This window comes from Dactylosporangium sp. NPDC051484 (assembly GCF_040689395.1).
Lineage (GTDB): Bacteria > Actinomycetota > Actinomycetes > Mycobacteriales > Micromonosporaceae > Dactylosporangium.
On the sequence record NZ_JBFAZX010000011.1, the window covers coordinates 36,742 to 62,262 of the forward strand.

The window sequence follows — 25,521 nt, forward strand, 5'->3', positions numbered from 1 at the left end:
GGCCCGGGACCGCCGAGTGGCGAAAAGCGGTGGTGGGCGCCCGGCGGCTGGGCGTACAACTCCCGGGTGTTCAACATCCTGCGCAAGCCGTACGCGGCCGGCCTGGCGGCGACGAACCTGCTCGTCCGCCTCGCCGGTGGGGCCGTGGCCCTCGCCCTGGTGTTGTTCGCCGAGGCGACCCGGGGCTCGTTCGCGGCGGCGGGCCTCGTCGCGGGGTGCTTCGCCGTCGGTACCGCATGCGGCGCACCCCTCACCGGGCGGCTCGTCGACCGGCTCGGCGCCACCCGGGTACTGCTCGGCACGGCCACCATCCACGCCGGAGCACTGCTGGCGATCGCCGGCCTGCCGCACGCCCCGCTCGGCATGGTCACCGCCGTCGCGGTGCTGGCCGGCGCGGCCCGGCCACCGGTAGCCGCCTGGATGCGCGGGATCTGGGTCGCGATCCTGGACGACGAACGGGACCGTCGCGCGTCGTACCGCTTCGAAAGCGCACTGCTGGAAATCGGCTTCATCGCCGGACCCCTGATCGCCGGTCTCGTCGCGGCCCTCGGCCGACCAGCACTCGGCCTGGTGCTCACCGCCCTCATCGCCGGGGCGGCCACGACCGTGTTCGCGCTGCTACCGCCCGCCCGCACCGCCGCGCAACACCGCCCGGCCGCGCCGCCGTCACCAACCGCGACGCCCCAGCCAGCAGCGGCGCCACCGGCAGCGGCGTCGCCGGTGACAGCGCTGCCGGGAACCGCATCGGACACCGCGCCGCGAGGCACGGCACGGGCGGGGACACGGGCAGCGGCGCAGGCACGGGCGGCCGGGTCGCGGGATGTGCTCGGGGCGCTGCGCTCCGGCGCCATCCGGACGCTGGTCGTGTCGCGCACCGCGCTCGGGGTGACGATCGGGGCCGTACAGGTCGCGGCGGCCGGGTTCGCCGCTGGGCAGGGGCGGGCCGGGTTCGCCGGGGTGCTGCTCGGCGGGTTCGCCATCGGAAGCCTGATCGGCAGCGGGGCGCTGAGGCTGCGACCGACGGTGCTCGCGACGGTCATGTGCGTCGCGCTGGCACCGCTGTTACTGCCGGTCGGATTGTGGTGGCTGGCCGTGTTGTTCGCGGCGGCGGGTGCACCGCTGGCCCCGCTGAACGCGGTCGCGTACGAGGTGACGGAGCGCGCCGCGCCCGCCGGGACCGCGACCGAGGCCCGGATGTGGACGAGCACGGCGACGATGGCCGGCACCGCACTGGGCACCGCCGCCGCCGGAGCCGTCGTCGAGCACGGCTCACCACGCGCCGCGGTGCTGGTCGCGGTGCTGGGTGCGGTAGCCACACTCGCCGTCGACGCGCTCGGGCGGATCGGTGACGTCAGCAAACCGGCCAGCCGCAGCGCCTGAGCCTGGACCAGAACGCAACGGCAAGCTCGCACCGAACCTGCCCGCAGACCGCCATCCTCATCCGGGGTAGGTGAGGATGAGCCGCCACCCACGGGGAAAGGACCAGCGTGCGCCGCACCGGATGGATCCTCGCCCTCGCCGCGGGCTACGTCGACGGCCTCGCCCTGCTGTACCTCGGCGGCATCTTCGCCAGCGTCGTCACCGGCAACCTCGTCCTCATCGGTGTCGCCGCCACCACCGACCCCCACCACATCACCGACATCACCGGACCCACCACCCACGCCGCCCTCGCCGTCGCCGTCTACACCACCACCGTCACCCTCGCCCGCCGCATGCCACCCGCCCGCTGCCTCGTCGCCGCGCTCGCCGCCATGTGCACCCTCTGCGGCGGCTGGGCCTTCGCCCACCACGACCCCCACGGCCTCGCCCAACTCCCGCTCCTCGCCCTCGCCACCCTCGCCACCGGCCTGCAGGCCGCCGCCCAACGCGACGCCGACACCACCCACCTCACCGGCACCCTCAGCCGCGTCGCCAAAGGCCGCGCCCGCCTCGCCACCGACGGACCCCCGCTCATCGCGATGCCGATCGGCGCCGCCAGCGCTGCCCTCCTGCTCGACACCGCGCCATGGCTCGGCGCGCTACCAGCCGTCGCCCTCATCGCCGCCGCCTGCGTCCTGCACGCCGCAGCCCCACGACCCCCACACCCACCGGCACCCGCCCCCCAACGCCAGGCCGCATACACCCCGTAGACTTGCGCCAATGGGGATGGTGCACACCGTCGGGCTGGTCCTGCACCCGCGCCGCGACTCCAAACCGGCCATCGACGCCATCATCGACTGGGCCAGGACACACGAAGCCACCGTCCTCGGCCTGCCCGACGAGGTCGACCGCATCGACTGCAGCGCCGTCGCCGTCAACGCCGACGAGCTCGTCGGCCGCGCCTCCCTCGTCGTCAGCCTCGGCGGCGACGGCACCATGCTGCGCAGCATGCGCCTGCTGTCCGGCAAACCCACCCCCGTCCTCGGCGTCAACCTCGGCCGCCTCGGATTCCTCGCCGAAATCAGCGTCGAAGAACTCCCCCAAGCCCTCACCGCCATCGACGCCAACCGCTACACCGTCGAACCCCGCATGGCCGTGCGCACCCAACTGCCCGACGGCACCAGCGTCACCGCCTTCAACGACATCGCCCTCGTCCGCACCCCCGGCCACGGCCTCGCCGCCGTCGCCATCTCCATGCAGGGCTACCCATTCGTCCGGTACGCAGCCGACGCCCTCATCGTCGCCACGTCCACCGGCTCCACCGCCTACAGCTTCTCCGCCGGCGGCCCCATCGTCTCCCCCACCGTCGAAGGCATCCTCGTCGTCCCCGCCGCCGCCCACTCCGCCTTCAACCGCGCCCTCGTCCTGTCACCCAACGACGACCTCGACCTCGAACTGCTGCCCTCCAGCGGCCGCCTCGTCGTCGAAGTCGACGGCCAAGTCCTCGGCGAACTCAACCCCGGCGACACCCTCACCGTCTCCGCCGCCCCCGCCGCCGCAAAGGTGGTGCGCCTCGGCTACACCACCTTCTACGAACGAGCCCGCAGAAAACTCCAGGTCAACGGCAGCCTCGAAGTCGAACTGCCACTCACCTGACACACCACTAACCGTGGGCGCGCTCCGGCAGACCAGACACCCGCAGCAACGCCTCATCGGCGTAACACCACACCCAGTCCTCACCCGGCTCGAACGACTGCACCAACGGATGCCCCGCACCATGGAAATGCGCCGTCGCATGCTTCGCTGGCGACGAGTCGCAACACCCCACATGCCCACACGTCAGACACAACCGCAGATGCACCCACCGGCCACCCACCGCCAGACAGTCCTCACAACCATCCGCCGACGGCGCAACCTCATTGATCATTTCCAGATGGTCACAACCATTGCTCACGCCACCACCGTAGCCCGCACCAGCCCCTCCCGCGGCCCGCCTCCCAGACCACACAAGACGTTCGTCGCACGGCAAAACCCGTGGTTGGATTGACCGCATGGCCAAGCCAGCGATCTTGACCGTCGACGACGACCCCGCCGTCTCCCGCGCCGTCTCCCGCGACCTGCGCAGACAATACGGCGAGGACTACCGCATCATCCGCGCCGACTCCGGCCAAGAAGCCCTCGACACCCTCAAGGAACTCAAACTCCGCGGTGAACAGGTCGCCGTCCTCCTCGCCGACTACCGCATGCCCGGCGTCAACGGCCTGCAATTCCTCGAGGCCGCCATGGACCTCTTCCCCCGCGCCCGCCGCGTCCTGCTCACCGCATACGCCGACACCGACGCCGCCATCCAGGCCATCAACATCGTCGACCTCGACCACTACCTCCTCAAACCCTGGCACCCACCAGAGGAGAAGCTCTACCCCGTCATCGACGCCATGCTCGAGGCCTGGAAAGCCGCCCCCGACCGCCCTACCGCCGACGTCAAGATCGTCGGACACCGCTGGTCCGCACCATCATTCGCAGTCCGCGACTTCCTCGCCCGCAACATGGTCTCCTACCGCTGGTACACCACCGACGACGCCGAAGGCCAACGCCTCCTCACCGCCGCCAGCCTCACCCCCAACGAACTACCCCTCGTCATCACCACCGAAGGCAAAACCCTCGTCAACCCCACCGAAACCGAACTCGCCACCCACGTCGGCCTCACCACCACCCCCACCACCGACTTCTACGACCTCGTCGTCGTCGGCGGCGGCCCCGCCGGCCTCGGCGCCGCCGTCTACGGCGCCTCCGAAGGCCTCCGCACCGTCCTGCTCGAACAACGCGCCACCGGCGGCCAAGCCGGCCAATCCAGCCGCATCGAAAACTACCTCGGCTTCCCCGACGGCGTCTCCGGCGCCCAACTCACCGACCGCGCCCGCCGCCAAGCCGTCAAATTCGGCGCCGAACTGCTCACCGCCTGCCGCGCCACCCGCCTCGAAGCCCAAGGCAACACCCGAATCCTGCACTTCGAAGACGGCACCACCATCGCCTCCCACGCCGTCATCCTCGCCACCGGCGTCTCCTACCGCCGCCTCACCGCACCCGGCCTCGCCGACCTCCACGGCCGCGGCGTCTACTACGGCTCCGCCGCCACCGAAGCCCCCAGCTGCGCCGACCAAGACGTCTACATCGTCGGCGGCGCCAACTCCGCCGGCCAGGCCGCCATGTTCTTCTCCCGCTACGCCCGCAACATCCACCTCATCATCCGCGCCCCCAACCTCAACGCCTCCATGTCCCAATACCTCATCGACCAGATCGCCACCGTCCCCGCCATCACCATCCACCCCTGCACCGAAATCGCCGCCGCCCACGGCGACGAACACCTCGAACAACTCGAACTACGCCCCGTCGACGGCGGCCCCACCCGCACCGTCGACGCCTCATGGCTCTTCATCTTCATCGGCGCCGAACCCCGCACCGACTGGCTCGACGGCACCGTCCAACGCGACTCCCGAGGCTTCGTCCTCACCGGCCCCGACCTCCTCACCGGCGACAACCCACCACCCGGCTGGCTACTCAACCGCGACCCCTACCACCTCGAATCCAGCGTCCCCGGCGTCTTCGCCGCCGGCGACGTACGCGCCGACTCCGTCAAACGCGTCGCCTCCGCCGTCGGCGAGGGCGCCATGGCCGTCTCACTCGTCCACCGGTACCTCCTGGAGGGACAATGACCACCCCCGGACGCCGCCTCGCCCCCGACGAACTACGCAACCTCTTCCTCTTCGAACAACTCGACGACGACCAACTCGGCTGGCTCGCCGCCCGCGGCTGGGCCGTCACCCACCCCGCCGGCGAACCCGTCTACGTCGAAGGCGAACCCGCCACCTGCTTCGTCGTCCTGCTCTCCGGCACCGTCTCACTCAGCCGCAACATCCACGGCGACGACGTCGAGGTCTCCCGCACCGACCAGATCGGCGTCTACGGCGGCGCCACCCAGGCATACCTCGGCGACCAGGTACCCCAGCTCTACAACAACACCATGCACGCCATCACCGACGCCGAGGTCTACGAACTGCCCGCCGCCGAGTTCGGCCCCACCATCCGCCAATGGTTCCCCATGGCCATACACCTGCTCGAAGGCCTCTTCTTCGGCATGCGCAGCTTCAACAACGCCACCGCCGAACGCGAACGCCTCCTCGCCCTCGGCTCCCTGTCCGCAGGCCTCACCCACGAGCTCAACAACCCCGCCGCCGCAGCCGTACGCGCCACCGCCGTCCTGCGCGACAAGGTCGCCGGCATGCGCCACAAGCTCGCCATGATCGCCGACGGCCGCCTCGACGGCGAGAAACTCCACGGCCTCGTCGAACTCCAGGAAGCCGCCGTCAAAAAGGCCACCAACGCCCCCAAACGCTCCGCCCTGGAAACCAGCGACGCCGAGGACGCCATCGGCGACTGGCTCGACGAACACAACGTCACCGGAGCCTGGGACCTCGCACCCACCCTCGTCGCCGGCGGCGTCGACGTCCCCTGGCTGCAGGACATCGCCGACTGCATCGGCGACCTCGACCTCGAACCCGCCGTCCGCTGGCTCTCCTACACCATCGAGACCGAACTGCTCATGGGCGAGATCGACGACGCCGTCGCCCGCATCTCCGGCCTCGTCGGCGCCGCCAAGCAGTACTCACAACTCGACCGCGGCCCGTTCCAGGTCGTCGACGTCCACGAACTGCTCGACGCCACCCTCATCATGCTCAACGCCAAGATCCCGGGCGGCGTCCGCGTCATCACCAAGTACGACCGCGACCTGCCGAACATCCCGGCGTACGCCGCCGAACTCAACCAGGTCTGGACCAACCTCATCGACAACGCCGTGTCCGCCATGCACGGCAACGGCACCCTCACCATCACCACCTCGCTCGACCCGACCGGCGGGTGCCTCGCCGTCGAGATCGCGGACACCGGCCCCGGCATCCCGCCCGACGTGCGGCCCCGCATCTTCGAGCCGTTCTTCACCACCAAGCCCGTCGGCGAGGGCACCGGCCTCGGCCTGGACATCAGCTACCGCATCGTCGTGAAGAAGCACCACGGCGACATCCGCGTCACGTCCGAGCCCGGCGACACCCGTTTCGTCGTGCTGCTCCCCCTCCACGAAACGCCCTGACGGCGCTGCTCTTGTAGGTGCAGTTCGGCGCGAAGCGCCGAACTCTGTTCAGGAAGTGTGCCGTCAGGCACACCCTGTAAGGCATCCTAGGATGCTAGGACAAGACGGTCGCCCTGTAGTTTCCAGCGAACGATTAGCCTGGTCAGTCGGGTCGCGGTCCCGCCATGTGGGGGCCGTGTGACTGAAGGTCGATCGGGGGCCAGGCCGGATCCCGGCAAGCGTGTCAGCCGCTCGCCGGGACCGTCGGCGCTCAGGATGGCTGGACTTGGTCGAAGAGGGCGAGGGCTTCGGCGGGGTCCGGGCTCACGAGGCGTTCCAGACCAGCCGTCGTTATCTTCGCCCACCTGCCGGCCCGTGCCCACATCCGCTCCTCGAAGGTGCGGATGGCGTTGTCCAGATCTTCCGGGTTGGCAGCGATGGACTCCGCGAGCTCGGCACCGTCCAGCATCGCGAGGTTCGCGCCCGCCCCCAGCGGTGGCATCAGGTGGGCGGCGTCGCCCAGGAGCGTCACCCCGCGGACGTGGGTCCAGGTGTGGGATGCGGGCAGGACGTAGAAGGGGCGGTGGACGAAAGCTGTGCCGTGGCCGAGCAGGTCGAGGACGGGAGCGGCCCAGCCGTCGAACAGAGCCAGAAGACCCGATCGCGCGGCTTCGACGTCGGCCAGGTCCAGCTCCGCGTGCCAGTCCAGCGGCGCGCGGAACTTGGCGTACACCTTGACGTGACCGCCGCTGTTGCGCTGGGCGACCAGAGATCGGTTCACGCCGTACACGGCCACCGAACCGTCGCCGATCAACCGGGCGAGGTCAGGGTGGCTGGTGTCGACGTCATCCAGGGAGGTCTCGACCGAAGTGATGCCGGTGTACTGCGGCGTCACCGGCGAGACTGCCGGGCGGACCCGGGACCAGGCCCCGTCCGCGCCCACCACCAGATCGAACGTCTCCTGTCGCCCGTCCGCGAAATGCACCAGTACGCCATCCCCGGTTCTCGGCACCACCTGCGTCACCTCCCGCCCCCACTGCACGTGGAGAGCGCCGAGCAGCAGGTCACGCAGTTGCCCGCGATCGATCTCCGGATTGGCCCGCTCATCCGGACGGGGTCTCCAGTCCCGCAGAACGGTCCCGGCAGCGTCCAGGATGCGCATGGCCTGCCCCTCGGGACGAGACAGCGCCTGGAACTCCGCCAGCAGCCCCGCCTTGTCCAGTGCCCGCTGGCCCAGCCCCTCGTGCAGGTCCAGCGTGCCGCCCGGGGGACGGGCGTCGGGCGCGGCATCGCGTTCAAGGACGGCAACGGGGTAGCCGTGGCGGTGCAGGACACGGGCGAAGGTAAGGCCCGCAGGGCCGCCCCCGATCACGGCGATACGGTGTCTCATAGCAAGACACTGTATTTCTCACTTACAATGCATTGCAACAGCAGGGAGTGACCATGACCGTGTGGGACCGGCCGGAGCCGCCGAAACCCCCGGCGCCGCTCGACCGGGAGCGGATCATCGCCGCCGCCATCGCGCTGGCCGATGAGGGCGGGCTGGAGGCGGTGTCGTTGCGCAAGGTCGCCGCCCGGCTGGACGCCGGCCCGATGCGGCTGTACGGATACATCTCCACCAAGGACGACCTGCTCGACCTCATGGTGGACGAGGTCCACGCCGAGGTCTTCCCCGAGAAGCAGCCTGGTGACTGGCGGGAGGCGCTGCGCGTCCTCTCCCACCGCACCAGGCAGGCCGCTCTCCGTCACGAATGGCTGGCCGACCTGCTCGGCGGCCGCCCGACCCTCGGCCCGAACGGCCTCGCCGTGGCCGAGGCCAAGCTGGCCGCCCTCGACGGCCTCGCCGACATCGACACCGTCATGCGCGCCGTGGAGACCGTAGGCGCCTATGTCACCGGCGCGATCAGGCGCGAGATCGCAAATCTGCGGGCCGAGCGCGCCACGGGCCTGTCCAAGCGCGACTGGCAGCGCGCCTCCGGCCCGCACGTGACGAGAATATTGGCCACGGGCCGCTTCCCGGCGCTGACCAAGGCCGTGCACGACGCAACGGACGTGGACGCCGAGGCATCCTTCGCGACCGGTCTGGACTGGGTCCTCGACGCCGTGGCCGCCAAACTCATCCGACCGCCGGCGTGACGCTCATTCGTCATAGAGCAGCGGTCGTCCCCGCCGACACCGGGACATCGGCAGGGACGACCGCTGCTCAGTATTTGGCGATGTAGAGGCGCTGCCCGGCCGGCCGGAAGCCGACCCGCTCGTAGACCCGCCACGAGTCGTCGCCACCGGCCTCCAGCCAGGCCACCTCGATACCGGCTTCGAACAGCCGCCCGGCGATCCCTGCGGTGATCGCCCCGGCCAGGCCCCGGCCGCGGTGGGCCACGCCGACCGCGATGCCGCCAATCTCGCAGATCCCGTCGCTGGGCACGACCGTGCCGCCACCTCCGGCGTACCGGCCGTCGGTCGTGCGGGCGGCCACGAACACCCCGCCGCGCTGGCTGACGTGGCGCTGCCGGTCGATGTCCGCGGGGCCTGCGTCACCGGGCGAGCCGAACGCCTCGTTCTGGACGCCGATCACGCCGGCGATCTCACCGTCGGTCTCCGGGACGAACAGCTCGAAGCCCACCGGAACAGGCTGCGCGACGAGCGATGCCGGCGTGCAGGTGAGGTACTCGTTGCGGGCCTCCACGGCGAATCCGGCGTCGAACAGCAGCTTCTCGAGCCCCGGGGCGCAACTGGTGACGTACTCCAGCCGCGGCGGCCGACCGGCGAAGGCCGTGACCAGGTCGGCGACGTCGGCCGCGGTGATCTCGGCGCCGGGAGCCGGCGTCGCGTAGTTGATGTGCGGACTGTCGGTCCCGTGGTCTAACCCGAGCACGAACGGGCCGGACTCGACGGCGTTCGGACGGGTGCACAGGTTGGCGTAAACGGCGCGCTGAATGCGCAGATCCATGGTGAGAAGACCCTTTCGAGGGCTCGCAAGAGAGGGCGAAGCGAGGGCAGACGTCAGCGGCAGGAGCCGCTAAGGACCGCGGGGGGCACAGGCTTCACTCTTTCGAACACTCGGGGATCGCGCGCCTGATGCGCGGATCGCGGCGCGAAGCTATCAGTCGGACGGCTTCGACGCAACCGGTATGCCGGCTAACCCGCGATGCCTCGGGCGACAGCCCCAGGTCGCCAAGCAGGCATTAGAGGCGTCGATGCAGTTCGCGGACGGTGACCACGTATGTGCCATCGCCTGCGAAGAGGAGGTTCCACGCCCCGTGGGAGATGGAGGTTGCGTGGTCCGGCCTCCGGCTGGAGCGGAGCGCGCCATAGCGCCCCGCGTACGCCTGGAAGGGGTCGAACCCGTGGTCCCGGAGGCGCTGCTGAAGCTCCAGAAAGTCCATCCGGCCATTCTCCGGTCCGCACGGCGGCCCTGACACACAACGGGAACGATCAGTCGGGCAGCAGCGGGACCGTCGGGCCCTGGCGGCGGCCCAGCAAGGACGCCCGGGTCAGCGCCGACGAGCCGAACCGGTCCCGGACCCGGTCCAGCGCGGTGTCCAGCTCCGCGCCTGACGTCACGTCGAACGGCAGCTCCAGCTGCGGCGAGTCGTCGTCTTCCAGGTTGGCCACGGCGACGCCGACCAGGGTCAGACCCCGGTTGGCGATGTCCGAGGCTGCGGCGGCGTGCAGGCGGCGCACCGCGTCCAGGAGGGTCTGCGTGTGCGACGTCGGCCGCGCCAGGGTGTGCGAGCGCGTCGCCCGGCTGAAGTCGGCGAAGCGCAGCCGTAGCACGACGGTGCGGCCCGTGCGGCCGGCCGCGCGCATCCGCCGCGAGACCCGGTCGACGAGCTCGGCGAGGACCGCCTCCTGCAACGGCCGCGGGTGCGGGCCCCGGCCCAGGGCGCGCTGCGCGCCGATCGAGCGCCGCCGGCGGCCCACGACGACCGGGCGCGGGTCCCGGTTGTGTGCCAGCGCGTGCAGGTGGCGGCCCTGGCCCTCGCCCAGCATCGAGATCAGTGCCGCCTCGCCGAGGCGGGCGACCTGCCCGACCGTGCTCACCCGGTGGGCGTGCAGCTTGGCCGCGGTCACGGTGCCGACGCCCCACAGGCGCTCGACGGGAAGGCGGTGCAGGAAGTCCAGCTCGTCCGCGGGCGGCACGAGCAGCAGGCCGTCGGGCTTGGCCACGCCGCTGGCCACCTTGGCCAGGAACTTGGTGCGGGCCACGCCCACGGTGATGGCCAGGCCGACGTCCCGGCGGACCCGATCGCGCAGCCGTTCGGCGATGCCCAGCGGGGCGCCGGCGATGCGGTACAGGCCGGCGACGTCCAGGAAAGCCTCGTCGATCGACAGGCCCTCGACCATGGGGGTGGTGTCGCGGAAGATCTCGAAGACGGCCTTCGAGGCGGCCGCATACGCCGACATGCGCGGCGGCACCACGACCGCCTCCGGGCACAGAGCACGGGCCTGCCGGCCGCCCATGGCGGTGCGCACGCCGCGGCGCTTCGCCTCGTAGCTGCAGGCCAGCACGACGCCCCCGCCCACGATGACCGGGCGGCCACGCAGGCGGGGGTCGTCACGCTGCTCGACCGAGGCGTAGAACGCGTCGAGATCAGCGTGCAGGATGTTCGCGCCACCCGACACGAACACATGTTCGCATGAAGTTACCCGCGCAGGGAACGAATCGTGTCGCGGTACCAGTGCGCCGACCGCTTCGGGGTGCGCTCCTGCGTGTCGTAGTCGACGCGGACGATGCCGAAGCGCTTGTCGTAGCCGAACGCCCACTCGAAGTTGTCCATCAGCGACCAGGCGAAGTAGCCGCGGATGTCGGCGCCCTGCTGGCGTGCGAGGGCGACGGCGCCGATGTGCGAGTCGAAGTACGCCACCCGGTCCTCGTCGTCGACGTAGCCGGTCTCGTCGGGCACGTCGTCGAAGGCCGACCCGTTCTCGGTGACGTAGATCGGCAGGCCGTAGTCGTTGTACAGGCGCACCAGCAGCTGGGTGAAGCCCTCGGGGACGATCTCCCAGCCCATCGCGGTGATCGGCCGCCCGGTCGGGATGGGCCGGGTGACCGGCAGGCCGTCGGGGTCGGTGTCGTTGCCGTCCTCGTCGACGCCGGAGACGGTCTCGGAGAAGTAGTAGTTCACGCCGAGCACCTCCAGCGGGGTGCTGATGACCTCGAGGTCGCCGTCCTCGACCGGCAGCGTGATGCCCTGCCGGGCCAGGTCGTCGACGAGGTCGGCCGGGTAGCGGCCGTGCACCAGCGGGTCGAGGTAGATGCGGGTGCTGAGGGCGTCGGCGCGGCGGGCCGCGTCACGGTCGGCCGCGGAGTCGGTCTGCGGCGTCGACACGCCCATGTTCAAGGTGATGCCGAACTCGTGCCTGGCTCGCCCTTCGGTGTCCTGGCTGGCCGCGCGCATCCGCTCGGTGGCCAGGCCGTGGCCGAGCAGCAGGTGGTGCACGGCGCGCATGCTGGCCGCGAAGTCGCGCCGGCCCGGGGCGTGCGCGCCGTAGGCGTAGCCGAGCATGGCCGAGCACCACGGCTCGTTGAGCGTGGTCCAGGTCTTGATCCGGTCCTGCAGCGCGTCGAAGACCAGCATGCTGTAGTCCGCGAAGCGGTAGGCAGTGTCGCGGTTGGGCCAGCCGCCGGCGTCCTCGAGCTCCTGGGGCAGGTCCCAGTGGTACAACGTCACCCACGGCTCCACGCCGCCCGCCAGCAGTTCGTCGGTGAGCCGGTCGTAGAAGCCGATGCCCTCCGGGTTGACCGGGCCCTGGCCGCGCGGTTGCACGCGCGGCCAGGCCACCGAGAAGCGGTACAGGTCGACACCCAGGTCGCGGATGAGGGCCACGTCCTGCGGCATGCGGTGGTAGTGGTCGCACGCGATCTCGCCGGTGTCGCCCTTGTCGATCGCGTCGGGAACCTCGCAGAAGGTGTCCCAGATGGACCGCGTCCGCCCGCCCTCGTCGACCGCGCCCTCGATCTGGTAGGCCGAGGTCGCCACACCCCAGCGGAACGAGGGTGGAAGCGTGGCGATCGGGTTCGCTCGATCAGTGGCTCGATCGAGGGGCGTCGCGGTCGTGTCCATGGTTCTCCTGGGTGGTGTCAGCCGGATCGTGTACCGGCTGGGTCGGATGGTGCGGCGGTGCGGGCTATCCGGCGGTCACCGGATGCAGCCAGCAGGCCACCGAGCGGGCCGGCCCGACATGGTCGTCGGGCTTGCCCAGGACCGGGATCTCCTTGTCGCACGGCTCGAACCGCTTCGGGCAGCGCGGGTGGAACGCGCACCCGCTGGGCATGCCGCGCAGGTCCGGCGGGGAGCCGGGGATGCCGGCCAGCTCCCGCCGGGCGCCGCGCAGCGCCGGGAACGAGCGGAGCAGGCCGTTACTGTAGGGGTGCAGCGGCTCGCGGTAGATGTCGGCGGACGGCGCCTCCTCGACGATGCGCCCGCCGTACATGATCGCGATCCGGTCGCTGAACTCCACCAGCAGCGACAGGTCGTGGGTGATGAACAGCACCGAGAAGCCCAGCCGCTCGCGCAGCTCGACGAGCTGGCCGAGGATCTGCCGCTGCATGACCACGTCCAGCGCGGTCGTCGGCTCGTCCATGATGACCAGCTGCGGCTCCAGCGCCAGCGCCATGCCGATCATGACGCGCTGGCGCATGCCGCCGGAGAGCTGGTGCGGGTAGGCGTCGAGACGGTCCTCGGCGATGCCGACCAGGCGCAGCAGCTCCTTGGCCCGGTCCACGCGGGCGGTGCGGCTCAGGCCGGGCTCGTGCGCCTGGATCGCGTCCATCATCTGCACGTCGATCTTGTGCACCGGGTTGAGCGAGTTCATCGCGCCCTGGAACACGATCGACGTCTCCGCCCAGCGGAACTTGCGCAGCTCGGCGTCGGAGAGGCTGAGCACGTCGTACGGGTCGCCGGTCGGCGGGTGGTAGGTGACCGTGCCGCCGGTGACGACGCCGGGCGGCGGCAGCAGCCGGGTGATGCCGTAGGCCAGCGTCGACTTGCCGCTGCCGCTCTCCCCCGCCAGGCCCACGACCTCTCCGCGGTGGATGGTGAGGTTGACGTCACGGACCGCCCGCACGGACGCCTCGCCGAGGCCGTAGTCGACGTTGAGGTTCTTGATCTCCAGCAGCGGCCGGGTGAGGACCTGCGTCATTGGTTGGCACCGTCCCTGATCTCGATCTTCGCCGGCGGCTCGGCGGGGCGCACGACGGGGGTGAAGCCGACCTTCATCCGGACCTTGTCGCCGTTGGCGGTGCGGGCCCGGCCGGTGCCGGAGGTGCGCAGCCGCGGGCTGACGAACTCGTCGATGCCGAAGTTCACCAGGCTCAGGGCCGTGCCCAGGATGGCGATGGCCAGGCCCGCCGGGACGAACCACCACCAGGCGCCCTGTGCGAGGGCCTGCTGGCCCTGCGCCCAGAACAGGATCGTGCCCCAGTTCCACGACGACACCGACGAGATGCCGATGAACGCCAGCGTGATCTCCGACAGCACGGCGAAGATGACGGTACCGACGAAGCCGGACGCGATGATCGCGGTCAGGTTCGGCAGGATCTCGAAGAAGATGACCCGCCAGGTCTTCTCGCCGGTGGCCCGGGCGGCCTCGACGTAGTCGCGGCCGCGCAGCGACAGCGTCTGCGCCCGCAGCACCCGCGACCCCCACGACCAGCTGGTCAATCCGATCACCAGGGCCACGGTGAGGTCGTTCACGCGCGGCAGCGAGGTGCAGATGATGATGATCAGCAGCAGGCCCGGAATGACCAGGAACACGTTGGACAGCACCGACAGGATCTCGTCCGCGATGCCGCCGAGGTATCCGGCGCTGACACCGACGAGCACCGACAGGATCGTGGCCACGATGCCGGCGACCGCGCCGACCATCACCACGCTGCGGGTGCCAGCCAGGATCTGACTGAAGATGTCCTGGCCGAGGTGCGAGGTGCCGAGCCAATGCTGCGCCGACGGCGCCTGCAGCGCGTCCGGAGTGATCTTGTCGGGGTCGTACGGCGCGACCCATGGCCCGATGATCGCGAACAGCACGTAGATGCCGAGGATCACCAGGCCGGTGGCGGCCTTGCCGTTGGCGATGAACTGGAACCGCTTGCGCTTGGCCTTCTTGCCCGGCGCGGACTCCGGCTGCGCCGTCGAGCCCTGTCCGGGGATGCTCTGCTCGACGCTGGAGGGAGTGACGGTCATCTCAACCAGCCTTTCGGGTGCGCGGGTCGAGCAGCAGGTATGCGACGTCGGCCAGCAGGTTGGCCACCAGCACCGAGATGGTGATGACCAGGAAGATGCCCTGCATCAGCGGGTAGTCGTGCGCGCCGACGGCCTGGAAGAGCTGGAAGCCGACGCCGGGGTACGAGAACACGATCTCAACCAGCAGGGTGCCGCCGACGATGAAGCCCAGCGACAGGGCGAACGCCGCCACGTTGGGCAGCAGCGCGTTGCGGGCGGCGTAGCTGAACGCGACCCGCCGCTCCGACAGGCCCTTGGCGTGAGCGACGGTGATGTAGTCCTCCGCCGAGACGGTGACCATCATGTTGCGCATGCCGAGGATCCAGCCGCTCATCGACGAGATGAGGATCGTGGCCGCGGGCAGCACGCTGTGGTTGATCGCCGAGCCGATGAAGTAGTGGTCCCAGGCCGGCACCAGGCCCGGCGTGAAGCCGCCGGACGACGGGAAGTAGCTGCCCGGGCCGGTGAACACGGCGATGGCGACGAGGCCGAGCCAGAAGTACGGCACTGAGGACAGGAACGTGGTGGCCGGCAGCAGGCCGTCGATCCAGGTCCCGCGCCGCCAGCCGGCGCCGATGCCGAGCGTCGTGCCGATCAGGAAGCTCAGCACGGTGGTGATGCCGACCAGCCCGATGGTCCACGGCAGGCTCTGCCCGATCACCTCGGAGACCGTCGACGGGAAGAACGTGAAGGACAGGCCGAGGTCGCCGTGGAAGAGCTGCTTCCAGTACGTGACGTACTGATCCCACAGGCTCCGGTCCTCGTCGAGGCCAAACAGCACCTTCAGCGACTGGATCGAATCGGAGGACACCTGGCCCTGGTTGCGGGCGAGGAAGGCGCTGATCGGGTCGCCGGGGATCATCCGTGGGACGAAGAAGTTGATCGTGATCGCGGCCCACGCCGTGAACAGGTAGAACGCCAGGCGTTGCAGCAGGAATCTCATCGTGCCTCCTCCGGCGCGTGCAGGGCCGGCGGCGTGGGGATCGACGGATCGGCGGCGGAGCCGACGCCCTCCTTGGCGACGGTCTGCGCATCGTAGAGCCAGCAGGCCGCCCAGTGCCCGGGCTCGCCGCCGACGTCGAGGCGGGGCGGCAGGTCGACGCTGCAGCGCGGCATGGCGTGCGGGCAGCGGGGGTGGAACCGGCAGCCGGACGGGGGCCGGATCAGGCTCGGCGGCTCGCCGTTGCCGCGGTCCTTCGTGGACGCCTCGGCGATGCCCGCGATGCGGTCCGGGTCGGGGGCCGAGTCGATGAGCAGGCGGGTGTACGGGTGCGCCGGGTTCTGCGTGACCGACTCGGAGTCGCCGCCCTCGACCATGCGCCCGGCGTACATCACCAGCGTCTCGTCGGCGAAGTACCGCGCCGAGGCGATGTCGTGCGTGATGTACAGGATGGCGAGGTTGAGCCGCTCCTTGAGGTCGCGCAGCAGGTTGAGGATGCCGAGGCGGATCGACACGTCGAGCATCGACACCGGCTCGTCGGCCAGGAGCGCTTCCGGGTCCGCGCCGAGGGCGCGCGCGATCGCGACGCGCTGGCGCTGGCCGCCGGACAGTTCGTGGGGGAACTTGTCGATGTAGCGCTCGGGCGGGGTGAGCGCCACCCGGGTGAGCAGCCCGGCCAGGGCGACCTCGAGCTCCTCGTCGTTCGTGCCGGCGTTGCCGTGGATCTTCAACGCGCGGGTCAGGTGGTAGCGGACCGTGTGCACGGGGTTGAGCGAGCCGAACGGGTCCTGGAAGATGAGCTGCACCCGGCTGACGTACTCGCGGAACCGTCGCCCGCCCCGCACCCGGGTGGTCTCGCCGTGCAGCCGGATGTCACCGCTGGTTCGCGGGTACAGCTGCGTCAGCAGGCGGGCGACCGTGGATTTGCCGGAGCCGGACTCGCCGACCAGGGCGGTGACCCTGCCGCGGCGCAGGGTGAAGGACACGTCGTCCACGGCGTGAACAACGGCCCGTTTGCGGGTGAAGATGTCGCTCAGCTTCCGCCGGACGGGGAAGTGCTTGGTCAGGCCGTCGGCCTCCAGCACCACCTCGCCGACCGGCGCCGCCGGGCTCTCGCTCAACGTCATGCCGATGATCCTGTCTTGGGAATGGCGTCGTGACGGGGTACCGCTCCCCGGGCGGCGCGAGCGTCGCCCGGGGAGCGGTGTCGGTGCGATCCGGTCGTCAGGCGCCGGCCGGCTTGAGGTGCAGGATGACTTCCAGCGAGTTGGGCTGGGTCGGCTGCCCGGCGGTGTACGGGTTGGCGTCGTCCGGCCAGCCCGTCCAGTTCTTCGTGCTGTAGGCGCCACCGATGTTGTCGGCACCGACCGGGAGCATCGGGGCCTCCTCGACGAAGATCTTCTGCAGGGTCGCGAGCGCGGTCTTGCGGGCGGCGTCGTCGGTCGCGCTGGCGTAGGCACGCAGCGCGGCCGTGGCCTCCTTGCTGTCGAAGCGGCCGAAGTTACCGGCCGGCGACGCGGTGCCGATCGGCTTGAGCTGGTCGCCGTCCATCACCGTGCGGTAGATGTCGTACGGGGTCGAGCCGCCGTCGGTCCAGCGGAACGCCGCGTCGAACTGGCCGGCCTCGACGTTCTTGAACCACGCGTCCTGGTTGGCCTTGTCGACCGTGGCCGCGATGCCGATCTGGGCCAGGTTGGCCTTCACGATCTCCAGCGACGTCTGGTAGTCCGACCAACCGGCCGGGTCGGTGAGCGTGATGGTGACCGGCTTGCCGGACGGGTCCTTCAGCGTGGTGCCCTCGAGCTTGTACCCGGCGCTGGCGAGCAGCGTCTTGGCACCCTCGACGTCGATCTTGTAGTCCTTGCCCTTGTACTCGTCGGAGATGTACGCGTCACCGGCGGGCGAGGGCAGGCCCGTCACGCTCTTGACCAGCGGGTGGAAGTAGCCGGCCTCGGCGGTGGTGAAGATGTCGTCGCGGTTGATGACCATGCCCATCGCGACGCGCAGCTTCGGGTCGTTGAACGGGGCCTTGGTGGTGTTGATGTACAGGCCGTGGATGCCCAGCACCGGCGGCGCCCAGATCTTGTGGTTGGCCGCGTCCTTGTCGATGAAGACCGTCTTCACGTTGGGGATGAAGACGAAGCTCCACTCGCACTCGCCGTTGGCCAGCGCCGTGGTCTGCGCGCCGTTGTCGTTGTAGGAGGTGTAGCGCAGCTCCTTGACCGCCGGCGCCGTCTGCCAGTAGCCACTCTCGCGGGCCACCAGGGTCGTGGTCTGCGGGGTGAAGGACTTCAGCGTGTACGGCCCGGAACCGATCGGGTTCTTGTTGGCCTCGGTCTTCGGGTCGGAGATCTTCTCCCAGATGTGCTTGGGCACGATCGGGATCTTCGCGACCGCCTTCTGCTGGCTGACGAACTGCGAGGTCTTGAACGTGATGGTCACGTCGGCGCCGCTCACCGTGGCGTCGAGGATCGGCACGCCCTGCTCGTTGAGCGCCTCGTTGTCACGAATCAGCTTGTAGGTGTACGCGACGTCCTCGGCGGTGACCTTCTGGCCGTCGGACCAGGTGGCGTTGTCGCGGACGGTCACGACGACCGAGGTGTAGTCCTTGTTCCACTTCGCCGCCGTCGCCAGCCACGGCTTCATCGGGTCGGCCGGCTTGACCGGGTTCCACATCATCAGCGGCTCGTACAGCGCCCAGCGGTAGCCGTCCTTGGCGCCGGCCGACGTGGTGAGGAACGGGTTCTCGTTCTCGGTCAGCGGACCGTTCGGCATGCCGATGGTCAGGACCGTGGTCTTGGAACCATTGTTCTTGTTCTGCTCGTTCGGCGAGTCGCCGCACGCGGCCAGGGTGGTCGTCGTGGCCAGCAACCCGGCCATGCCGAGCAGTACTGAGCGTCTGGTCAACACGGGGGTGTCTCCTTTTGACCTGGATTGACAGGTGGGGCGGGCAGTGACAAATCGGGGTATGGCGACGGGACCCTTGCGGCCGGTCCCGCCCAGTGGTGCGGCGTGACGTGACTTCAGGTGGTGCGCTCGGGCTACGCCGCCACGGTGGAACCGCGCACGACGAGCGTGGTGGACAGGATGTTCGGCTCGACCGTCAACGGCGTGCCGTCGAAATGCGCGATGAGCCGGCGGGCCGCCATCTCACCCATCTGGCGCATGGGCTGGCGGACGGTGGTCAGGGGCGGTTCGGTGTGCCCCGCGTGCAGGATGTCGTCGAAACCCACCAGGGCGACGTCCTGCGGAACCCCTCGGCCCGCGATCCGCAGCGCCTGCAGGGCGCCGGCGGCGGACAGGTCGTTGTGCGCGAACACGGCGTCGAACTCCAGGCCCTCATCCAGCGCGCGCCGGACGGCGAGGCTGCCGCATTCGTAGGTGAAGTCCCCCTCGATGACGAGCCGGGGATCGATCGGCGCGCCGGCCGCCGCGAACACGTCCGCGAAGCCGCCGAGCCGGTCCTGGGTGCAGCCGAACTTCTCGGAGCCGGTGATGACCAGGGGCCGCCGCCGGCCGATCTCGAGCAGGTGCCGGGCGGCGAGCGATCCGCCCGCCCGGTTGGTGGTGGCCACCGACGGCATGAGCGGCTTGTCGCCGCGGTCGTCGATGAGCACCACCGGCAGGCCGCCGGCGTAGAGGTCGGCCAGGTAGTCCAGGGTCCCCTCGGGCTCGATGGCCAGCAGGCCGTCGAACGCCTTGCCGGACACCTGCGCGGAGAACTGGCGCATGGACTCGGCGCCGCGGTTGCACGTGAACAGCAGCAACCCGTATCCCTCCGACTCCACGACGTCCACCGCGCCCTGCACTATGTCCCCCATCCACGGCCAGGTCAGCGACGGCACAAGCATCCCGATCACCCGGGTGTGACCCCGGGCCAGGTTGACCGCCCGCGCGCTGGGCACGTAGCCCAGCTCGTCGATGACCCTGCGCACCCGTGCCGCGGTCGCCTCGTCGACCTCTCCTTTGCCGTTGAGCACCCGCGAGACGGTGGTCTTGCTGACCCCCGCACGCGCCGCGACATCGGCGATGGTCATCGGCACGCCGCGATCCTTCCGGTGAGAGCGCTTTCTGGCAAGAGAGCGTGTTCTGGAACCGGTTCCGCAACCGGTTCCGGCACACTAAATCGGATCGCGGACAGTGGTGTCAATAACACGGATGTAACGAAACTTAACGTTGTCGCAACCCTTGCCAAGCGGCTGTCCATGGTGTTGGCTCGGGGCCACCGTCGATGCGATTGCGGCCGCACCGGCGGTCCTCACGAAGGATCATTCGGAAGCGCTCCCATAGAGCGCTCTCACGGCCGCCGGGCTTCCATTTCCGACTCCGGTCCGTGCACCGCACGACCGTCGCTCCCGTCAGACAACGGTCGGCGCCGGCGCGCCTCCCTTCCATGTCCGCGGTGCCAAGAACCCAGCGTCAGCGCAGCCTGATCGCGCTGCTGTCGCCGCCCACGAGGCCCGACTTGACCCGTCCGGCCCGTACTCGGTGCCGCCGGAGTCGCGCAGCTTCTGGTTGCCGCTCCACAGCCGGCCCGTGCTCTCGCCGGTGTTCTCCCCCTTCGGCTTCCTGACCAGCGGCCACTCCCCCAGCTGCTTCGTGCCGCACGAGAAGCTCGCGAGGGTGAAAACGCAGCTTGCCGTCGGCGGCAACCGGGCTCGGCTTCGGCGACGGTGAGCGCGACGGCGGCGCTTGCTGCTGCTGCGCGCCCGGCCTGCCCCCCGCCCGCGTACTCGGCCAGCAGCAGCCCGCCCAGCAGGCACGCCAGCAGCGCCACCGGCGCGACGCCGGCCGCGACCCCGCGCCCGACCCGCCGCGGGCGGCGCCACGGCGGCGGAGCGGGCTGCGGGGACGCCGGGGACAGCGAGGATGGATGGGGCAGCGGCACCGACCGGCCGTCGCCGGACGGGTCGATCCGTGTCCCGGAGACCGGACCGGGCGCCTCGAAGCGCTGGTTCGGCGGCGACGGAATCGCGGCCGAACCGGGCGTGAACCTCCGCCCGCCGGCGCCCTGCGAAGGCGGCTGCGTCGTGGCCGTGGTGGCACGGACGGTCGCGGCCACCCGCGCCGCCGCCGGGTCGTCCTGGCCGACCAGGGCCAGCAGCACCTGCCGCGCGGCCGGCCGGCGCTGCGGATCCCCGTGCAGCGCCCGGCGCACCACCCCCGCCAGGGACTCGTCGAGGCCGGTCAGGTCCGGCTCACCGCCGCCGTGCTCGCCGACCGGCATGCGCCCGGTGCCCGCCCAGGACGCGAGCAGACCCCAGGCGTACACGTCGCTGGCCTGGCTGGGCGGCCACCCACGCACCTGCTCCGGCGCGAGCCAGCCCGGGGTGCCGAAGCGCCACCCGGTGGCCGCCGGGCGCCTCGGCGAGGTACACGGTGCCCATCCCGCCGACGCCGAGCACGCCGATCAGCCAGTACGGCCCAACCGTTGCCGGGTCACCGGCGCGCAGCGGCGCGGGCGAGTCCCCCATGGATGTCATGGTGCCTCACCCGCGCACAGCTGGTGGAGTCACCGCACGAAAGCGGCGCACGAACCTCAGGCGGCCCCGGCCTTGCGCGCGGCCAGCAGCGCGGCGCCCACGATGCCGGCGTTGTTCTGCAACGCCGCCGGCACCACCTTCGTCGGCACGTCGACCAGGTGCAGGAACCGCTCCGCCTTCTTGCTGACCCCGCCGCCGATGATGATCAGGTCCGGCCACAGCAGGGCGTGCAGGTGCCGCAGGTACGTCTGGACCCGCTCCGCCCACTCCGCCCAGCCCAGGCCGTGAGCCTCCCGGACGCGGTCGGAGGCGTAGTCCTCGGCATCGCCCCCGTGCAGGTGCAGGCCGCTCATCTGCAGGTGACCGAACTCGGTGTTGGGCACCAGCCGCCCGTCGATGAACAACGCGCTGCCGATGCCCGTGCCGAACGTGACCATCACGACCAGGCCACCGACGCCCTTGCCCGCGCCGTACTCCAGCTCGGCCACCCCGGCCGCGTCCGCGTCGTTGAGCACCGTCACCGGCCGGCCCAGCGCCTCGGTGAACAGCTGCTCAGCGGGCGCGTCGACCCACGACGCGTCCACGTTCGCCGCCGTCTTCGTCACGCCGTGCTGCACCACCGCCGGGAACGTGATGCCGATGCTGGCAGCCGGGTCGAACGCGCCCGCGACCGACTCGACGGTCCTGACCACGCTGGCCACGTCGGCCGGCTGCGGCGTCTCGATCCGGACCCGGTCGGCCGTGAACACGCCGGTGGCCAGGTCAACCGGCGCCCCCTTGATGCCCGAACCACCGATGTCGATTCCCAGGACGACCACAGCTGCTCCTCACACCGCGTCAGGCTCCAAGTTGCTAGCGGTAACCCAATCATGGCGTGCACCAGCGACGATCGCCGGGGGAAACGCGTTACCCCGGATACGCGCCCACCGCGTCGCGGATCTCCATCCCGGCCACCGAGTCGGCGGAACGGGCGCAATGCGCGCAGCAGAAGAACCGGCCCGACACCTCCGCACCGTGCCCGACGATGCGGGTGCCGCAGTGCTCGCACACCGGCGCCAGCTTCTGGATGGCGCACTCGAACGAGTCGAACATGTGCGTGCCGCCGCCGGCGGTACGCACCTCGAAGGCCATGTAGTACTCATTGCCGCAGGTCTCGCAGACCGCCATGTCAATCCCCCCGTGATTGCCTTACCAGCAGCCTCGCCGGGCGAGCGAGGGCGGCACAACCGGTTCAGCCGAAAATCCCCCGCCGGATCGCCAGCGGCGCCACCCGTCGTTCACCTCGGCTCCGGTCCTCTATCCGCGCAGCGTCCCCGGCCACTCCCCGCAAGGCGTCCTAGGACACTAGGTTGAAGGGGCCAGCTGGCGTACCACGGAGAGTGCCCTAAGCCACACGCAGTGGCCGGACGGTGAACGGCCGGCGGGGCGGCGAGGATAGTTTGGAGGCGAAGAGCACACCCGCCGTTGCTGCCAGGAGAACTCTCATGAGCGACTCGTCCGTCAACGTCACCGTGACCGGCGCGGCCGGCCAGATCGGTTACGCGCTGCTGTTCCGCATCGCTTCCGGGCAGTTGCTCGGCGCGAACACGCGGGTCAAGCTGCGGCTGCTGGAGATCCCGCAGGCCGTGCGCGCCGCCGAGGGCACGGCCCTGGAGCTGGAGGACGGCGCCTTCCCGCTGCTGGCCGGCGTCGACGTGTTCGACGACCCCAAGGGGGCCTTCTCGGGTGCGAACGTGGCCCTGCTCGTCGGCGCGCGGCCCCGCACCAAGGGCATGGAGCGCGGCGACCTGCTGGAGGCCAACGGCGGCATCTTCAAGCCGCAGGGCGAGGCCATCAACGCCGGTGCCGCCGACGACATCAGGGTCCTGGTCGTGGGCAACCCGGCCAACACCAACGCGCTCATCGCCCAGCGGCACGCGCCGGACGTCCCCGCCGAGCGGTTCACCGCCATGACCCGCCTCGACCACAACCGCGCCGTCGCCCAGCTGGCCCGCAAGCTCTCCGTGCCGGTCTCCGAGATCCGCCGGCTCACGATCTGGGGCAACCACTCGGCCACGCAGTACCCGGACCTCTTCCACGCCGAGGTGGCCGGCAAGAACGCCGCCGAGGCCGTGAACGACCAGCAGTGGCTGGCCGACGAGTTCATCCCGCGGGTCGCCAAGCGCGGCGCGGAGATCATCGAGGTCCGCGGCGCCTCGTCCGCCGCGTCGGCCGCCTCCGCCGCGATCGACCACGTGTACGACTGGGTCAACGGCACCCCGGAGGGCGACTGGACCTCTGCCGCGATCGTCTCCGACGGTTCCTACGGCGTGCCCGCCGGCCTCATCTCCTCCTTCCCGGTCACCTCGCGGGACGGCCGCTGGGAGATCGTCCAGGGCCTCGACATCGACGAGTTCTCCCGGGCCCGCATCGACGCCTCGGTCGCGGAGCTCGCGGAGGAGCGCGCGGCGGTCGAGCGGCTCGGCCTGATCTGACGTCGCCGATCCACACGGGAGGGCGGTCCGCAGGGGCCGCCCTCCCGTCGTCCGCGGCGTAGGCTCGTCGGGTGCCACAGACTCCCCTGGTCGAGCCCGGCATCGCGGAGGTTCGCCGCGCGCGGCGGATTCTGCGCCTGCTGACCGCGCGATACCCCGGCCACCGCCTCGAGCTCGACTTCTCCTCGCCGCTGCAGCTGCTCGTCGCGGCGACGCTCGCGGCACAGACGCTGGACGAGCGGGTCAACGCGGTCACCCCGGTCCTGTTCGAGCGGTATCCGACGGCGGCCGACCTCGCCGCCGCCGACGCGGCCGAGATGGAGCAGATCCTGGTGCCGGTCGGGTATTACCGGCAGAAGACCCGCAACGTCATCAAGCTCGCGGCGACCCTCGTCGAACGGCACGAGGGTGAGGTGCCCAGCACCATCGAGGAGCTCGTCGCGCTGCCGTGGGTGGGGCGCAAGACCGCGAACATGGTGCTCGGCAACGCATTCGCCACGCCGGCAGTCTCCGTCGACACCCACGTGTCCCGGGTCGCGCACCGGCTGGGATGGGGCCCGGAGAAGGACGTCGACGCGACCGAGGCGGCGATCCAGGCACTGTTCGACAAGAAGGACTGGGTCACCGTCAACCTGCTGCTCATCCTGCATGGGCGGCGCACCTGCCACAGCCGCCGGCCCGCGTGCGGCGCCTGCCCGCTCGCGGCCGAGTGCCCGTCCGCCGACATCGGCGAGACCGACCCGGAGAAGGCTCGGGCGCTGCTCAAATAGCTCCCGTGCCGCGCGGGCGCGCGGCGGACAGCCGGCTCAGCTCGGCCGCGATCCCGGCGGCCGGGACCGGGCCCCGCTCCTGGAACAGGGTGACGTCCTCGCCGTCCCACACGCCCGCGACCCGGCCACGATAGGCGACCACGGGCGAGATCCAGCCGGCGGCGCGGCTCACGGCCGCCCGGCGGTCCTTCGGCACGATCCGCTCGTCGGCGGTACCGGGGCCGAGCACGAACTGGTCGAAGGCGGGCAGCAGGCGTACGTCGGAGAACGGCTCCGCCGCGGCGAGCGACTCCAGGTCGCCGGCGCGCGCGAACAGCCGCTCCCCCTCGACGTCGACCTCGGCCAGCACACCGTCGGCCAGCAGCCGCGTGAACCAGCCGCGCAGCGCCGCCTTCTTCGACGCCCCGCGGCACAGCCACTGGTCGAACGTCGCCGCCGAGGCCGGCCCGTAGGCGGCGAGGTACGCCGGGATGACGACCCCCGCCGCGTCCGCCGGCTCCGGCAGGCCGGTCCACCCCGGCAGGAAGGTGTCGGGCCGCGTGAACGTGATCCGGTTGTCGCCGTCGGCGCTCGGCCCGTACACGAGCACGCCTTGCCAGGCGAGGGGCTTGAGCACGACGCCCCACCCGGAGCCGAGGTGCTCGGCCAGCGACATGTCCCCCACGTGCTCGACGATCGCCGCGGTGAGCTGCTCGCGGGTCAGCACCGCCCCGTCGAGGGCCTCATGTGCCGCCTCGGCGATCTTCTCCAGCTGGCCTGCCGTCACGTACGTCTTCTGCCAGGACCCCTTCTCCCACGTGCGCGCCGCGGCGAGCAGCGCCAGGTGGGCGGGGGCCTGCTCGACGTCGAGCAGGTGCAGCGTGCCGCGCGCCGCCCAGGTCTTCACCAGGCGCTTGTCCCGCACGGCAGCGCGCACGGACGCGGGGTCGGCGATCGCCTGCCGCGCCGCGACGGCCTGCTCGGCGCAGGAGGCGACCTGGGCCTGCACCCCGGCGAGCGCGCGCACCACGACGCCGGGGTCGGCGGCCTCGGCGGGCCGGTGCAGCAGCTGCCGGCGGCAGCGCCAGGCGAGCACGTCATCCCAGCTCATCGACAGTGTCACCCCGTCACCGTACCGGCCGACGCGTACGGGGCCCGCACCTTCGGGT

General features: G+C 70.8%; 24 protein-coding genes. 8 read left to right on the forward strand and 16 right to left on the reverse strand.

Going from position 1 to position 25,521, the window contains the following annotated elements; translation table 11 throughout:
* Positions 1–66: 66 nt before the first annotated feature.
* From AB0367_RS19800 to AB0367_RS19810, 3 genes are all read left to right on the forward strand, one after another.
* Entirely contained in the window at positions 67–1,380 is a 1,314-nt protein-coding gene (locus tag AB0367_RS19800; RefSeq protein WP_366227807.1) for an MFS transporter, read from the forward strand.
* A gap of 107 nt (positions 1,381–1,487) precedes the next feature.
* Positions 1,488–2,129 (forward strand): DUF1275 family protein, encoded by a 642-nt coding sequence (locus AB0367_RS19805; RefSeq protein ID WP_366227808.1) that lies wholly within the window; start codon positions 1,488–1,490, stop codon positions 2,127–2,129.
* 10 nt (positions 2,130–2,139) lie between these two features.
* Positions 2,140–3,015, forward strand: coding sequence for an NAD(+)/NADH kinase (locus AB0367_RS19810; protein ID WP_366227809.1), 876 nt, complete (start codon positions 2,140–2,142; stop codon positions 3,013–3,015).
* A gap of 7 nt (positions 3,016–3,022) precedes the next feature.
* Here AB0367_RS19810 and AB0367_RS19815 read toward each other — a convergent pair whose 3' ends face one another.
* Positions 3,023–3,412: a UBP-type zinc finger domain-containing protein gene (locus AB0367_RS19815; protein ID WP_366227973.1), complete on the reverse strand. Its 390-nt coding sequence runs from the start codon at positions 3,410–3,412 to the stop codon at positions 3,023–3,025.
* On the opposite strand from AB0367_RS19815, the gene AB0367_RS19820 reads away from it, so the two are divergent.
* Both AB0367_RS19820 and AB0367_RS19825 read left to right on the forward strand, forming a co-directional pair.
* On the forward strand, positions 3,411–5,072 hold the full coding sequence (locus AB0367_RS19820) for an FAD-dependent oxidoreductase (RefSeq protein ID WP_366227810.1): 1,662 nt from the start codon (positions 3,411–3,413) through the stop codon (positions 5,070–5,072). The genes AB0367_RS19815 and AB0367_RS19820 overlap by 2 nt on opposite strands.
* The gene (locus AB0367_RS19825; RefSeq protein WP_366227811.1) at positions 5,069–6,502 is read left to right on the forward strand and encodes an ATP-binding protein; all 1,434 of its coding nucleotides are present in this window, start codon (positions 5,069–5,071) and stop codon (positions 6,500–6,502) included. The genes AB0367_RS19820 and AB0367_RS19825 overlap by 4 nt, the downstream gene beginning before the upstream one ends.
* 250 nt (positions 6,503–6,752) lie before the next feature.
* On the opposite strand, the gene AB0367_RS19830 is transcribed toward AB0367_RS19825, so the two are convergent.
* Entirely contained in the window at positions 6,753–7,853 is a 1,101-nt protein-coding gene (locus AB0367_RS19830; RefSeq protein ID WP_366227812.1) for an NAD(P)/FAD-dependent oxidoreductase, read from the reverse strand.
* A 71-nt stretch (positions 7,854–7,924) separates the two neighbouring features.
* On the opposite strand from AB0367_RS19830, the gene AB0367_RS19835 reads away from it, so the two are divergent.
* Positions 7,925–8,617, forward strand: a complete 693-nt coding sequence (locus tag AB0367_RS19835) for a TetR/AcrR family transcriptional regulator C-terminal domain-containing protein (protein ID WP_366227813.1) — start codon at positions 7,925–7,927, stop codon at positions 8,615–8,617.
* 67 nt (positions 8,618–8,684) lie between these two features.
* Here the strand turns inward: AB0367_RS19835 and AB0367_RS19840 are convergent, their stop codons facing one another.
* From AB0367_RS19840 to AB0367_RS19900, 13 genes are all read right to left on the reverse strand, one after another.
* Positions 8,685–9,431: a GNAT family N-acetyltransferase gene (locus AB0367_RS19840; protein ID WP_366227814.1), complete on the reverse strand. Its 747-nt coding sequence runs from the start codon at positions 9,429–9,431 to the stop codon at positions 8,685–8,687.
* A gap of 235 nt (positions 9,432–9,666) precedes the next feature.
* The gene (locus AB0367_RS19845; RefSeq protein WP_366227815.1) at positions 9,667–9,867 is read right to left on the reverse strand and encodes a hypothetical protein; all 201 of its coding nucleotides are present in this window, start codon (positions 9,865–9,867) and stop codon (positions 9,667–9,669) included.
* Between the two features lie 49 nt (positions 9,868–9,916).
* Positions 9,917–11,107 carry a DNA polymerase IV gene (gene dinB, locus AB0367_RS19850; protein ID WP_366227816.1) on the reverse strand — a complete coding sequence of 397 codons (1,191 nt, stop codon included), beginning with the start codon at positions 11,105–11,107 and terminating at the stop codon, positions 9,917–9,919.
* 20 nt (positions 11,108–11,127) lie between these two features.
* The gene (locus AB0367_RS19855; RefSeq protein ID WP_366227817.1) at positions 11,128–12,549 is read right to left on the reverse strand and encodes a GH1 family beta-glucosidase; all 1,422 of its coding nucleotides are present in this window, start codon (positions 12,547–12,549) and stop codon (positions 11,128–11,130) included.
* Between the two features lie 64 nt (positions 12,550–12,613).
* A complete protein-coding gene (locus AB0367_RS19860; RefSeq protein WP_366227819.1) occupies positions 12,614–13,627 on the reverse strand; it encodes an ABC transporter ATP-binding protein in 1,014 nt (337 codons plus the stop codon).
* Positions 13,624–14,667 carry an ABC transporter permease gene (locus AB0367_RS19865; protein ID WP_366227820.1) on the reverse strand — a complete coding sequence of 348 codons (1,044 nt, stop codon included), beginning with the start codon at positions 14,665–14,667 and terminating at the stop codon, positions 13,624–13,626. The genes AB0367_RS19860 and AB0367_RS19865 overlap by 4 nt, the downstream gene beginning before the upstream one ends.
* Before the next feature lies 1 nt (position 14,668).
* Entirely contained in the window at positions 14,669–15,649 is a 981-nt protein-coding gene (locus AB0367_RS19870) for an ABC transporter permease (RefSeq protein WP_366227821.1), read from the reverse strand.
* Entirely contained in the window at positions 15,646–16,773 is a 1,128-nt protein-coding gene (locus AB0367_RS19875; RefSeq protein ID WP_366227822.1) for an ABC transporter ATP-binding protein, read from the reverse strand. Before AB0367_RS19875 ends, AB0367_RS19870 begins: the two co-directional genes overlap by 4 nt.
* Positions 16,774–16,870: 97 nt before the next feature.
* Complete coding sequence (locus AB0367_RS19880; RefSeq protein WP_366227974.1) at positions 16,871–18,526, reverse strand: ABC transporter substrate-binding protein; 1,656 nt, start codon at positions 18,524–18,526, stop codon at positions 16,871–16,873.
* Positions 18,527–18,687: 161 nt separating this feature from the next.
* Complete coding sequence (locus AB0367_RS19885) at positions 18,688–19,689, reverse strand: LacI family DNA-binding transcriptional regulator (protein ID WP_366227823.1); 1,002 nt, start codon at positions 19,687–19,689, stop codon at positions 18,688–18,690.
* Positions 19,690–20,844: 1,155 nt separating this feature from the next.
* Positions 20,845–21,120, reverse strand: coding sequence for a hypothetical protein (locus tag AB0367_RS19890; protein ID WP_366227824.1), 276 nt, complete (start codon positions 21,118–21,120; stop codon positions 20,845–20,847).
* 65 nt (positions 21,121–21,185) lie between these two features.
* Positions 21,186–21,947, reverse strand: coding sequence for a polyphosphate--glucose phosphotransferase (ppgK, locus tag AB0367_RS19895; RefSeq protein WP_366227825.1), 762 nt, complete (start codon positions 21,945–21,947; stop codon positions 21,186–21,188).
* Positions 21,948–22,035: 88 nt separating this feature from the next.
* On the reverse strand, positions 22,036–22,296 hold the full coding sequence (locus AB0367_RS19900) for a Prokaryotic metallothionein (RefSeq protein ID WP_350556090.1): 261 nt from the start codon (positions 22,294–22,296) through the stop codon (positions 22,036–22,038).
* Between the two features lie 317 nt (positions 22,297–22,613).
* On the opposite strand from AB0367_RS19900, the gene AB0367_RS19905 reads away from it, so the two are divergent.
* Together AB0367_RS19905 and nth are read left to right on the forward strand one after the other, a co-directional pair.
* A complete protein-coding gene (locus AB0367_RS19905; RefSeq protein WP_366227826.1) occupies positions 22,614–23,603 on the forward strand; it encodes a malate dehydrogenase in 990 nt (329 codons plus the stop codon).
* A 71-nt stretch (positions 23,604–23,674) separates the two neighbouring features.
* Positions 23,675–24,373: an endonuclease III gene (gene nth, locus AB0367_RS19910; protein ID WP_366227827.1), complete on the forward strand. Its 699-nt coding sequence runs from the start codon at positions 23,675–23,677 to the stop codon at positions 24,371–24,373.
* Here the strand turns inward: nth and AB0367_RS19915 are convergent.
* On the reverse strand, positions 24,366–25,475 hold the full coding sequence (locus AB0367_RS19915) for a crosslink repair DNA glycosylase YcaQ family protein (protein ID WP_366227828.1): 1,110 nt from the start codon (positions 25,473–25,475) through the stop codon (positions 24,366–24,368). The genes nth and AB0367_RS19915 overlap by 8 nt on opposite strands.
* Positions 25,476–25,521: the final 46 nt, after the last annotated feature.